At 37.4% G+C, this 13307-nt stretch carries 11 protein-coding genes; 7 read left to right on the top strand and 4 right to left on the bottom strand.

All coding sequences use genetic code 11. The features are described 5' to 3' along the window. Positions 1-279: 279 nt before the first annotated feature. The 6 genes from J2Y03_RS22040 (at position 280) to J2Y03_RS22015 (ending at position 7718) form a co-directional block, all read left to right on the top strand. Positions 280-1155, top strand: coding sequence for a cell division protein FtsQ (locus J2Y03_RS22040; RefSeq protein ID WP_310198346.1), 876 nt, complete (start codon positions 280-282; stop codon positions 1153-1155). Then, the gene (locus tag J2Y03_RS22035; RefSeq protein ID WP_310198343.1) at positions 1148-2839 is read left to right on the top strand and encodes an ABC transporter ATP-binding protein; all 1692 of its coding nucleotides are present in this window, start codon (positions 1148-1150) and stop codon (positions 2837-2839) included. The genes J2Y03_RS22040 and J2Y03_RS22035 overlap by 8 nt, the downstream gene beginning before the upstream one ends. Position 2840: 1 nt before the next feature. Continuing rightward, positions 2841-3659 carry an energy-coupling factor transporter transmembrane component T family protein gene (locus tag J2Y03_RS22030; protein WP_310198340.1) on the top strand — a complete coding sequence of 273 codons (819 nt, stop codon included), beginning with the start codon at positions 2841-2843 and terminating at the stop codon, positions 3657-3659. Between the two features lie 159 nt (positions 3660-3818). Next, positions 3819-4574, top strand: a complete 756-nt coding sequence (locus tag J2Y03_RS22025; protein ID WP_310198338.1) for a PHP domain-containing protein — start codon at positions 3819-3821, stop codon at positions 4572-4574. A gap of 138 nt (positions 4575-4712) precedes the next feature. After that, complete coding sequence (locus J2Y03_RS22020) at positions 4713-7334, top strand: choice-of-anchor I family protein (RefSeq protein ID WP_310198335.1); 2622 nt, start codon at positions 4713-4715, stop codon at positions 7332-7334. Between the two features lie 129 nt (positions 7335-7463). Next, positions 7464-7718 carry a YjcZ family sporulation protein gene (locus J2Y03_RS22015; RefSeq protein ID WP_310198333.1) on the top strand — a complete coding sequence of 85 codons (255 nt, stop codon included), beginning with the start codon at positions 7464-7466 and terminating at the stop codon, positions 7716-7718. Between the two features lie 177 nt (positions 7719-7895). Here the strand turns inward: J2Y03_RS22015 and J2Y03_RS22010 are convergent, their stop codons facing one another. The 4 genes from J2Y03_RS22010 to J2Y03_RS21995 form a co-directional block, all read right to left on the bottom strand. Beyond that, on the bottom strand, positions 7896-8147 hold the full coding sequence (locus J2Y03_RS22010; RefSeq protein WP_310198670.1) for a DUF2535 family protein: 252 nt from the start codon (positions 8145-8147) through the stop codon (positions 7896-7898). Positions 8148-8293: 146 nt separating this feature from the next. Next, positions 8294-9421, bottom strand: coding sequence for a carboxynorspermidine decarboxylase (gene nspC / locus J2Y03_RS22005; protein ID WP_132096421.1), 1128 nt, complete (start codon positions 9419-9421; stop codon positions 8294-8296). Next, positions 9422-10660: a saccharopine dehydrogenase family protein gene (locus tag J2Y03_RS22000; RefSeq protein ID WP_132096423.1), complete on the bottom strand. Its 1239-nt coding sequence runs from the start codon at positions 10658-10660 to the stop codon at positions 9422-9424. Positions 10661-11206: 546 nt separating this feature from the next. Beyond that, positions 11207-11542, bottom strand: coding sequence for a hypothetical protein (locus J2Y03_RS21995; RefSeq protein ID WP_310198328.1), 336 nt, complete (start codon positions 11540-11542; stop codon positions 11207-11209). Between the two features lie 187 nt (positions 11543-11729). Here J2Y03_RS21995 and J2Y03_RS21990 point away from each other — a divergent pair, with 187 nt between their 5' ends. Next, complete coding sequence (locus tag J2Y03_RS21990; RefSeq protein ID WP_310198325.1) at positions 11730-12533, top strand: hypothetical protein; 804 nt, start codon at positions 11730-11732, stop codon at positions 12531-12533. Positions 12534-13307 lie beyond the last annotated feature (774 nt).

Raw genomic sequence — 13307 nt, 5'->3', positions numbered from 1 at the left:
ATCCACTCCTTTTAATTAGAACAAGGGTTCTGTGTTAATTATAGGGTTTTATTGGAAGAAGGGCAATCTCTTTAGAAAGGTTTTAAAATATTTTGTAGTTTCTGATAGGTGTATTTAAGCAGTTTTAACCTCCCCCATGTAATTTATCACAAAATGAAAATAATTTTTCATAAATTATAAAAATAAATTTTTTTTACAATTTTCTCATTATTTCTTAATACCCCCTTTACATTCCACCTCTACAATAAATGGTAATAAAGGATTGAGGGGGAAAAAATGATGTCAACAAAGCGATATGAATTAACGCAATCTCAAAAAATGATGGTATTTATTTTGTCTATGTGTCTTTACGGGTTAAGTAATATGTTTACCGAGCTTGTGCCATCCGTCCATGTGGGGCCCATAGAATTACAGATTGATGCTTTTGCCTTTATTCCGTTAGCGTTATGTATGCTATTCCATCCATTGTATGCTGCCATTGGTGCCGCAACTGGCGAATTGATTTTTGGCGAGTTAATGTTAGGGCAGTTTGGTGGAATTGGTGAAGTCGAGAAGTTCATTTTATTTTCACTTGGTATGGTGATCGGAGGACTGATGGTTCGTAATCCGCAAAAAAAATCGCAGATAGCGATGGGTGCGATTGCTGGTTATGGTATATTCCTCGTTTTAAGTACAATTGTTGATATTGTCAAAGTAGTGGTTGGGGTTGAAGACTTTGAGGCTGTTCCTGGGTTAGCAGAAAGTATATTTGTCGTAGAAGGTGCTGAATTTTTAACCGATCTCATTTTCTCTGGTACCTTATTCGCTTTACTGCCAACGCTTTACTTAGTTCCTCGTTTATATGGAAAAATTGAACCTTTATTAGGCATGAAGCCAAGAAGCACCAAGGTGAATATTCCTTTAAAGGATATTCTTACACCAAAATTTGTCTTGATTAGTATTGTATTAACGGTGGTTGCCTTCTTTGCAGAAGCGTTAGCAGAATCTGATTTTGAAGTAGGCGTATGGGAGCCAGAATTTGTTGAAACATACGGAGCTTCCTTTATCTGGATGATTATTGGTGTTGCGGCCGTATGCTCCGTTGCCATTATTTTATATCTATTGAAAAAAGGGAAAGATTCCAATTCAAAAGAGGATATGAATAAGAGTGTCTAAGCCAATCGTGGAAATACACAATGTGACTTTTCAATATCCTGGAAATGACACAAAGGTTCTAAATGAAGCGAACTTAACAGTTGAAGAAGGGGATTTTTTAGCGATAATTGGTGGAAACGGTTCTGGAAAATCAACCCTTTGTAAAACCATCAATGGTCTCATCCCTAAATTTTATGTTGGTGAATTTGAGGGAGAAGTAGTGATTGATGGACTTACTGCTTCTGAACACGATGTCGCCACCCTTTCGAAGTCGATTGGCTATGTCTATCAAGACTTTGAAAATCAGCTACTGCGTCCAACTGTCTTAGATGATGCCTCGTTTGTTCCATTAAATTATGGTTTTGCGGATTTTAAAGAACGTGGAAATTGGGCATTGCAGGTAACAGGGCTTTCCCATTTGGCTAAGGAATTTGTCTGGCAGTTAAGCGGCGGGCAGAAGCATTTACTTGCTTTAGCGGGTGCCATTGCCATGAAGCCAAAAATATTGATTATCGATGAGCCGATTGCCCAGTTAGACCCACAGCATGCTAAGACGATTTATGATGTACTGAAAACCTTGAATGAAGAGTATGGGACGACGATTATCGTGATTGAACATTATACAGAGTTTATTGCTGCGTATTGTAAGCAGGTGGTGTTAATGGATCAGGGGAGAGTTTGTTGGAAAAAGGATGTACGCGCGGCCCTTTCGTCTGTTGAGGAATTACTGACACAGCAAATTTTTCCGCCGCAAGTTACATTAGCAGCACATTACTTGAATCGCGATTATAATTACCCCATTACATTGGACGAAGCAATTGATTATTTTAGTGGAGACTCACCAGAATTTCAGACTTTGCCAAAGCCAATCAAAAACGAGATGGTGCCTGTTCTCGTTTTGCGAAATGTATCGGTTCGTTATCGAACATTTCATAAGCAAACAAAAGATGCTCTACACCAGGTTTCTACTACTTTTTACAAAGGAGATCAAGTAGCGCTTGTAGGGAATAACGGTGCAGGAAAATCTACTTTGTTAAAGGTCTTAGGCGGGATTGTGAAGCCAACAGAAGGTGTAATGGAGCTTTCCGAAAATCCATTGAAAAAATTTACACCTGAAACACTATCCGACACACTTGCCTTTGTTTTTCAAAATGCAGAGGAAATGTTTATCGATGATAGTGTTCGAAAGGAAATTGAATATTATTTAAAAGCTAGAAAGGTTGGAAATTTATCGTCTCTAGTTGATCAAATTCTAGAGGATTTTGATTTGGTAGATTACCAGAATCAGGATGCACGTTTATTGAGCGGAGGTCAACAGCGACGAGTCTCTCTGGCGATAGGTGCAGCTATGCGTCCTTCTATCATTATTCTAGATGAGCCCACAGCAAATTTAGATATGGCGACGAAGAGTAATGTTGTTATGATGCTCGAGAATTTAAAAAAACATGTCGACACCATTATTATTGCCACGCATGATATGCAGCTTGTAGCGGAATGGGCAAACAGAATGCTGGTGATGCATGATGGTGAATTGATTGCAGATGATGGCAGTGAGGTTATTTTTAAACAACAAGAGATATTAAATCGGGCTGGTCTGGTTCCACCTCAATTAATCAGGTTGTGCAATCAGTTGAACTTTCCGTATTGTGCGACAATTGATTCCTTTGTAGAATGCTGGAAACAAGCGGAACAGCAAGGTGCTTAATATGGAAATTAGTAAATTCTTAAATGAAAAACTTTCGCTTGAATATGTGAAAGGTGAACTGGTGAGAACAGCCTATGGGATCGAGGAAAATCTGCTAACAAAGCTTGATCCTCGCGTACTACTAATCTGGTATAGCTATTTTGCGATTATTCCTTGGTTTATTCATAGTCATGTGGTGCTACTGGGCTATTTACTATTCATGGTTTTTCTAACCTTTAAAGCCAAAGTAAGTCCACTTATTTTAGGAGTTCTTGGACTTGGGTTACTAGGGGAAATGGCGATTCTCTTCATCATTTCATTATTTTTCGGAGGGAATCTGGAGACTGTTCTTCCTATGTTTTGGCTAAGCATTAAGCTGGGGTCTATTTCGCTGGCAAGTGTTGCCGTTTTTACAAGCTTAAATCCAGAAAAGTTCAGTGATGCGTTATTAAGAATGGGTTTTCCTGCCCAGTTTTCTTTTAGTGTTGCGTATGGTTATCGAATATTACCAACTTTATTAGAAGAGTTTCAGCAAATAATTTTATCGTATCGCTTGCGGGGCAAAGCACCTGCTAAAAATGGCATTTTATATTGGCGAAAGATCGTTTATTTCTTGATTGTTTTTATTCGTTCCTTTTATCCACTTATTTTAAACACAGCAAAGCGCTCGAGAACAACCGTGGAGGCGCTGGAAACGAAGGGCTTTAGCTACGGTGCCCAGAACAAAGAGATGATTAAGTTGAAAACGAGTTATTTAAAAATAACCTATATCGATTATGCGTTTATCATGATCACCATATTCTATTTAATTATCGTCCATGCTTTACATTATGTTATATAAAGGCTACTTTCGTAAGATTGTTGTTAAAATCTTAAAGCCGATTTTAACGTGGAAATAGCTATTTTGCGCTTTAGGGAAAAAGCCAAATCACTTTTTCCTCGAATTTAGTTTGCAGGCTCTTTTTTTATTAAAAGAGCCTTAATAAAGGAGTGCTTCTAGTTGAATTTTGATTTTCACACCCATGCTAAAATATCAAAGAAGGCAGATTTTTCAATATCCTATATAGAAGAAATGGCTAAAAAAGCGTTGCAATCTGGTCTTGACGGTCTAGCCTTAACGGAGCATTTTAATACAAAGAATTTTCATGAGGTTTACGATACATTAGATGCACATTTTCCATATATAGATGGCTATTATGATATTTTCGGGTTAAAGGTATTCCCTGGAATGGAAGTTGATATTTTAGAAGTCGGTCATATTTTATGTATCGGAGATTTACAAGATGTGCGTGCCATGAGAGAGCAGCTAGTAGATTATACAGAAGAGGGATCATTCATTCCTTTTGCTGAGCTATTGAAGCTGCGGTCTAACTACGAAATGCTTGTCATTGGTGCCCATCCTTTTCGTCCATCTACGCCATTAAAGGATTTAGATTCTTCTTTGTTAAAACAACTGGACGCTTTCGATTTAAACGGGAAGGATTTGCATACTCGCGGGATTGAGGAAAATATCAGAGATGTAAAGCTGTTAGGCTTATCGCTTAATAAACCTGTTGTTGGTGGAAGTGATACCCATCATTTTATGCAATACGGATCCGTATACAGTGTTCTTTATGAGCCATGCACGAATGTAAGAGAATTAAAGAGTGTTATTTTAAATAGACAATTCACTTGGGAAGTGGCAGAAGATTTGCATGATCGAGTATCCGAAGCGAATCGCTTAAAAGCTATTTTAAAGAAGAAATTAGAAGTATGAGTCAACATACCAATCTTTACAGTAATTTTACAAATATTCAATGGAATCAATAAATTCCTTTGCTACTATAGTAATAGCTGTCAAAATAGGTAGAATGCTCTATATATAAGGCAGCAGTAACTAACAGGGGGAAATGAAATGAAGAGTCATTTTAAGCTCAACATGTTCAGTAAAATGGTATTAGCCGGAAGTATACTATTAACAGGCGTTCCATTTAATGTTCAAAATGTGAGTGCGGAAACGGGAATTTCTAATACGTTAGAGGTCAAAAAAATTGCAGGATATAGCATAGGGCAAACCAATGAAGATGGCGGCGTTGCTGAAATCGTTAAATACAATTCGGACAACCAAAAATTTTACGTCATCAATGGCCATGGACAAACCCTTGATATTGTTAGTCTAAAAGGGTTAACATCTACCGAAACAGTGCAACAGCTTCAAAAAGAAACTTCTATTAATATTGCAGCTGCAGTAAACACAGATACTTTCGTTTACGGAGATCTAACAAGCATTGAAATGAATACTTCTAACGATACCATCGTGGCAGCTGTTCAAGAAGCTGATTATACAAAAAACGGAAAAATTGTTGTGATGAATTATGATGGCGAAATTCAAAAAACATATGATGCTGGTGTACAGCCAGATATGGTTAAAATCACAACTGATGGCAAGTACATACTATCTGCAAATGAAGCAGAGCCTCGCGGCGGACTTGAAGGGGCAGACCCAGAAGGATCGGTTACGATTGTTGAAGCTGAAACTGGGAAGGTAACCCAATTAAAATTTAATGATGAAAGTGTTATTGCTGACGATGTGCATATTCGTAAAGATGGAACGAAAGCAGATGCTGTTAGAGATTTAGAACCTGAATTTATTGCCGTTTCAAATGATGGCAACAAAGCATTTGTAACCCTGCAAGAGAATAATGCGATTGCCACCATTGATATCAAAGCAGGCAAAGTATTATCAGTAAAATCACTTGGATATAAGGACCATTCTTTAGCAGGAAATGAATTGGATGCTGCAAAAAATGGAAAAATCGAACTCGAAAGACTTCCGATTCTAGGATCCTATATGCCTGATTCTGTTGCCTATGTAAACATTGGCGGTACTGATTATCTGCTTACGGCTAATGAAGGAGATGCAACCGAGTGGCCTGAGGAAGACCCAACTTTTATCAATGTAGCTGATTTTAAAGATGTAAAAGATACGATTACATTAAACACTGAACTTTTTAAAGGGTTGAGTGCGGATGAAGCACAAGCCGCATTTGACAAAATAAAAAATTCAAAGGATTATAATAAACTTGAAGTATTAACGGATCGTGGAAATGATGCCATTTATACATTAGGCGGACGTTCTTTCTCTATTTGGAATGCAGACACCATGGAACTTGTCTATGATAGTGGAAGTGAGTTCGAAACGATTACGTCTCAACGTTTTCCGGACGTGTTCAACTGGTCAAATGATGATGATGAATTTGAAAAACGCAGCACGAAAAAAGGACCTGAGCCTGAAGATGTAAAGGTGGGCATGATTGGCGACCAGGTATATGCATTTGTCGGACTTGAGAGAATTGGCGGGTTTATGACCTATAACATTTCAAATCCACAAAGTGCTCAGTTTGCCAACTATCTTAACAGCAGGGAATTCTCCCAAGCGATTGCAGGAGATGTAGCACCAGAAGGACTTGAATTTATTGCCGCAGATGTAAGTCCAACAGGTCGTCCACTTGTTTTAGTTGGAAACGAAGTAAGTGGTACGGTTTCTGTAAATGAAGTTCAAGTTGATCCAATTAAACTTATTGAAGAAATTACTCTCGACCAAACGCAGGCAAGTCTTAAAGTTGGCGAAACGGTAAAATTAAATGCCGGCATTCAACCAGCGGATACAACAGAGGATAAGGAAGTAACTTGGACGAGCTCTAATGATAAAGTGGCTACCGTAACAAAAGATGGATTGGTAACGGCCATAGCTGCTGGAAGTGCAACGATTACTGTTCAAACCAAAAATGGAGTTCACTCAGCGACAGCTACCATTACGGTAACGCAACCAACTCTTCCACCAGTTAAGGAAAAATATAGCGATAATCAGGAGTTAAACAAGAGTCTACTTAATAAGGATGGAGACATTGCATTTGAATACTCTGATTTTCCGGAATTGAGTTTAGAATTAACAACTGATAAAGTCAATGATATTTTAAGCAGCCATCCAAATGCAAAAGTAAAGATTAATAAAGGTGATGTTGAGGTTGAATTGCCTTTAGCTCTACTCAAAGGTATAGATCAAAAGATAACGGTCAAAATAAAGCCAATGTCCTTTAATGGTGCAATCGGTCCAGTCTATGACTTCTCGATCCAAGCGGAAGATGGAACGAAGATTAATAAATTTGAAAATCATAAAATTACTTTAAAATTCAAAGTAGATCCATCAAAGGTTAAAAATTGGAATAATGTAGTCGTATACTATATTGACGAAAATGGCAATAAAGCTGAGAAAATCATCCCTACTAAAAATGATTCTAAGAATGGATATATTTGGGCAGAAGTAAGTCATTTTAGTACATATGGAGTATTTGAAGTGGCTTCTTCAGAAAATAATACTACTAATCCAGTGGTCGAATCTAAGAATAACAATACTGGAAATGAACTGCCTAATACAGCGACAAACCATTTTAATCTTATAGTAATGGGATTAATGCTTGTTGTAATCGGAGGAATTGTAGTAATTTTCAAAAGAAGACAAACTTCAAAAGAGTAGTAACTTACTCGAAACAAACCATCCTGCACATTACTTGGCAGGATGGTTTGTTTGGTTAAAGAGTGTGTCAAGGTTCTTTTTTTATCTAGACGGGCTCCAATTTCTTTTCTTTGTATATTATATGATGTATTGACATACCAGCTATCCATGCAAATGAAAGGAAGTGTCACAATGGATAATATGATTCCACAATTTACAATGGGGGCTAATGCGCTGCCCCAGCAGCAAATGAATTACGGATACGCGGCTCCATGTTTTCAACCGCAAATGAATTACGGATATGCGGCTCCGTGTGTTCAAACTCGAGGTTGCGAAAGCTTTATCATTATCATCGTTTTGTTTATTTTATTAATTATTATTGGTGCATTTGCTTTCTGCGATTAAAAGCCTGATCTATTAAGATCCTTTTAAAACAGCTCAATGAAAAATGAGGGAGACAGCTTATCTGTCCCTCTTCTGGTATTTCGTCTCGGATTGATGTGCATCGAAATATTAAATATCATATAAAAAATCCAGAAGCTCATGACTCCTGGATTTTTTATCAAATCAAATTTCACTAAATTAAGCATTATTTTGAATTTCTTTAAGACTGTATAAGTCCCTGAAATCTGACCAGCTTATTTTTCGTTTCAAATATTCTCGAAAGGAATAGCTGCTTTTTTCATCTGGATTGTTGTAAATAAAAGAAATAAAGGTTTGCAAACGAACTTGAATCGTAAAGTAATATGGATTGTTTATTTCTACTACAGGGATTTCAATTACTTTTATTTTCTGTCCAGCCAGATTTTTGAACTCTAGACTTTTATACAACAACAAAATATCATCTTCTTTTTCCCAGTTTCTTTCTATTATAACCTTCTGTCTTCAAAAATCCATCCAAACATCTCATGTTAACAAAAAATTCAGATTTATTTATTTTTATAAAAACCAGATTCATGTTTCAGAATCTGATTTTTATATTAAGCAAGTCTCATTTTAAAATCTTGATAGCCAAACTTTTGTACTACTTGGCAATCTCCATCTTTATCCTGAACTGCAATAGCTGGAAGCGGCATACCGTTAAAGGTAGTGTTTTTTACCATTGTGTAAATGGCCATATCTCCGAAAACTAATCGATCACCGCTTTTTAGTGGCTGGTCAAAAGAATAGTCTCCAATTACGTCGCCTGTCAGACAGGTTTGCCCGCCAAGTCGGTATGTAAATGGTTTTTCTCCTACTTCACCTGATCCAAAAAGAGGTGGGCGATAAGGCATTTCCAATACGTCCGGCATATGACAGGTTGCAGACGTGTCAAGAATGGCAATATCTAACTTGTTTTGATGTAAATCTAGTACGGATGTAATCAAATATCCAGCATTCAGAGCAATTGCTTCGCCTGGCTCAAGATATACCTCTAATCCGTAGTTCTCCTGCATTCTCTTAATGCAAGCTTCTAATCTTGGAATATCGTAATCTTCTCTTGTAATATGGTGACCGCCGCCAAAGTTAATCCATTCCATTTGCGGAAGCCACTCGCCGAAGTTTTCTTCGACTGCATTTAGCGTAGTTTCTAAGTCGTCAGAGTTTTGTTGACAAAGGGTGTGGAAATGCAGTCCTGAAACGCCATCCAGCAATTCTGGGCGAAAGTGCTCTAGCGTTACACCGAATCTTGAACCTGGTGAGCAAGGGTCATAGATGGCATGTCCCACTTGGGTGGAGCATTCAGGATTGATGCGCAAGCCTACTTTTCTGCCAGCTTTCAGTGCTTTATCTTTGTATTTTTCCAACTGTGAGAAGGAATTAAAGATAATATGGTCGCAAATTGAAATAATTTCGTCGATTTCATCCTCACGGTAGGCAGGGGCAAAGACATGATTTTCTTTGCCCATTTCTTCGTAGCCTAGACGTGCTTCATACAAACCGCTTGCCGTTGTGCCGCTTAAATATTTTCCAATGAGGGGATACATTGTTGTCATCGAAAAGGCTTTTTGTGCTAAAACAATCTTAGCTCCGGTACGCTGCATAACACCGTTTAGGATTTTAAGATTTTTTTCAATCAGCTCTTTATCGACTACATAACACGGTGTTGGTAGTTCTTCAAACCGCATTTATCGGACAAGCTCCGGAATTTTTTTTTCTTCAGGCAAAGCATCTACAAGAACTGGATTAAAATCTTCTACCCATGGAAGTCCCCATTTATTTAATTCTTCCATGAATGGATCTGGATCAAATTCTTCAATGTTAAATACGCCTGGTTTATTCCATTTGCCAGTCATGACCATCGCTGCACCAATCATGGCAGGAACGCCTGTTGTATAAGAGATAGCTTGAGAACCAACTTCTCGATAGCACTCTTGGTGGTCACAAATATTATAAACATAATATGTTTTGTCTACGCCGTCTTTTTTCCCTTTGAAGATACAGCCGATGTTGGTTTTACCAACTGTGCGTGGTCCAAGGGAGGCTGGATCGGGTAATACTGCTTTCAAGAATTGAAGTGGAATGATTTGTTTCCCTTCAAATTCGATTGGCTCAATGCTAGTCATACCAACATTTTCAAGTGCTTTAAGGTGAGTAATATAGCTTTGACCAAATGTCATGAAGAAACGGATTCGCTTAATTCCAGGGATGTTTTGCGCTAGAGATTCAAGTTCTTCATGGTAAAGCAAGTACATGTCTTTTTGGCCAACTTCAGCGAAGTTATATTCGCGTTTAATTTCCATTGGCTCTGTTTCAATCCATTCACCATTTTCCCAGTATCTGCCGTTAGCAGAAACTTCGCGGATATTGATTTCAGGGTTAAAGTTGGTAGCGAACGGATAGCCGTGGTCACCGCCATTACAGTCAAGAATGTCGATATATTCGATTTCATCAAAATAATGCTTTAGTGCATATGCAGAGAATACACCTGTTACACCTGGGTCAAATCCGCTGCCTAAAAGAGCTGTAATGCCAGCTTTTTCAAAGCGCTCTTTGTATTCCCATTGCCATTTGTATTCAAATTTAGCTGTATCTTCTGGCTCATAGTTTGCTGTATCCATATAGTGTGTCTTTGTTGCAAGACACGCATCCATGATAGTTAAATCTTGGTATGGCAATGCTAAGTTCATTACGATATCTGGTTTTACTTCATTAATTAAGGCGATTAATTCATCCACATTGTCTGCATCCACTTGTGCCGTGGTAATTTTTGTTTTCCCGCCATCTAGTTTCGCTTTTAAATCATCACATTTTGATTTTGTACGACTTGCGATACAAATTTCTTCGAAAACTTCACTGTTTTGTACACATTTATGAATTGCAACTGAAGCTACGCCGCCGGCGCCAATAATAAGTGCTTTTCCCATTCTCTTTATCTCCTAACTTAATAGTTTTTGTTTGATAACCCGTGAAAACCCAGTAAACAACAAAAAAAGCAAGTGTAAAAAGCGCACCATCTGCGCACAACACTTGCTTTAGATATAATATCAATATTAAAAGGCATACGAATGACTAAACGTCATACGTCTACTATAAAAGTCCTAGGACCATAGCTAAGAAAGCTCTTTAATATTCAACTATATCATAATGAGATCAGAGTCTATATAGCAAATAATTACTTTTACCACTCTTATTGACCGTTTCACAAGTTTTGTGCATATGCACTGGTTGTAAAGTAACCAACTTATAAAATTTGAGCTTTTAACTCAATCAATAAGGCAACTAAAGTTGCCAATCGGCATTTGACCCGGCTGTCCGTATGGCCTTAACTCCCGTCAGGAAGTGGTCAAAATTATCTGCTTGGAAAGACTCTAGATAGGTTGAATAGTAGCTTTCCAATTAGCTATTTTATATTATCAATATATTTTAATAATAGCAATAGTGTAATTCAAAAAAATTTCAACTAAATTTTGTTAAAATATATCATGATTATAATAGCTGGTATTTGGACCTCTTTTGGATGGCGAAATTAAAGCAACGATAAAAAATAACGGGACGATAATATTTAGTTTTGGGTAGGTAATCATCAGTACAACAATGCTAAGAAAAATAAGAATCATAATTGCTTTCCTTGTTTTTTTCATCTTCGGGCTCTGATAAAACCGCTGCCACCTTTCATTTGGTTTCATTTTTCCAGGTGTAAAAGCGAAAGTCGATATGAGGAGAAGCGCTACCCCCGGTATAATATAATTCATAAACATGAGCAAAATGCTTAGAACGACAATCAAATGAAATATCCATTTTTTCATCCGAGTTCCCCCTTTTAATGGGTATTCGCTGTATCTGGCAATTATTCGCGTTTATCAGAAGGACAATAGGTAGTCGTGCAGTCATTGTATTTTATGTATATTTTCGGAAAAATACTTGAGGACATAAGATAAGTATGGAACAATAAAATGAGAAATAAGAAAATTCGAAATAAGGGAGATAATAAAAATGAAAATACTGATGAGACTCCATATTCTTTATTATCTATGCCTATTACTCTTTATCTTATTCATTCCACAGCTATCAACGGATGCCAATATTCTTAAACTGGTATTGTTTTTACTCACTTTGGGGGTATTTATTTTTTTATGTACGTTTTACATCGTATTATCTTTTAATAAAAAGATTAGCGCTGTAAGGAAATACTCAAATATCAATGTAGGAATTATGTGTTGCGGAAATATTTCATACCTCATTTTTGGCCATATGATCTATACAAAGAATATGGTATTACCAATAACGATTTTCATTATTCTTTTTATAGTTTCAAATCTCCTAAACTATAAAATAAAGAAAATAGTCGAAGTGCACCAATTTGATTTCATGAAGGAAGTCAAATTATTTTATAAGATGGGGCAAGCATTAGATGAAACACCTATCAATCATGCGATTGCTAGACTTGATTATATGTTTTACGCCTTTTGTATTGCTGTATTTATAGCAGAAGATATTTATATATTCACTGGAGTTATAGGAATTATTTTGATTTTATCAGTCAAATATTTACGTGCATTAAAATTTGAGTTTTTGAAAAGCGGGCTAATCTCTGTAAAGGAAACCTATTTATCGATCGGTAGCTATTATTTCTTTTATTTGCTTTCGATCATTTGGACGATTTTTATTCCGAATCTTTCCACACTATTGGTTGGAGCCGCAAGTTTATTAGCGATTAAGATATATATTCGTAGAATTGCTGAAAAAGTATATGAGGAGAAAATGGGTGATACCCAAATTGAAGATAGTATTAGTTAAAGCGCCAGGAAAAAATAAGATAGGATACTAAGAACAAGCCAAAGTACTTTGTTTAGTAATCCCCCTGCAAAGGTACTACGGTTATTATTTTGCTTAGAAGGTGCATTATCCCTGCTGGTTCTATATCTTTGAGACAACAATTTTCGCAAACTAAATTTAGTGAAAAGTAGGGTTGCTGCTAGATTTTTCAAACATGTTACACAGCGGTCCCTATCAACAATATTTCATAGAGCCCGAGATGATGGAGATTTATTAAGGACTGTCACTATGAAGGGGTTATAGCGACTGAGATGGGGGAGAAACCAGTGGTACAGTCACTATGAAGGGGTTATAGTGACTGAGATGGGGAAGAAACCATAGGTACAGTCACTATGAAGGGGTTATAGTGACTGAGATGGGGGAGAAACCAGAGGTACGGTCACTATGAAGGGGTTATAGTGACTGAGATGAAGGAGAAACCGAGGTAACGGTCACTATGAAAGCATGTTAGTCTGGAGTGACCGAAGAGCATTCAGAAAAAGCATTTGGGTCAATGCAGGGAGTCTGGAGTGACCGAAGAGTATTCAGAAAAAGCGTTTGGGTCGATGCAGGGAGTCTTGAGTGACCGAAGAGCATTCAGAAAAAGCGTTTGGGTCGATGCAGGGAGCCTGGAGTGACCGAAGAGCATTCAGAAAAAGCATTTGGGTCGATGCAGGGAGCCTGGAGTGACCGAAGAGCATTCAGAAAAAGCATTTGGGTCGATGCAGGGAGCCTGGAGTGACCGAAGAGCATTCA

The organism is Neobacillus niacini (assembly GCF_031457145.1).
GTDB lineage: Bacteria > Bacillota > Bacilli > Bacillales > Cytobacillaceae > Neobacillus > Neobacillus niacini_J.
This window is presented reverse-complemented; position numbering and strand designations above follow the sequence as displayed.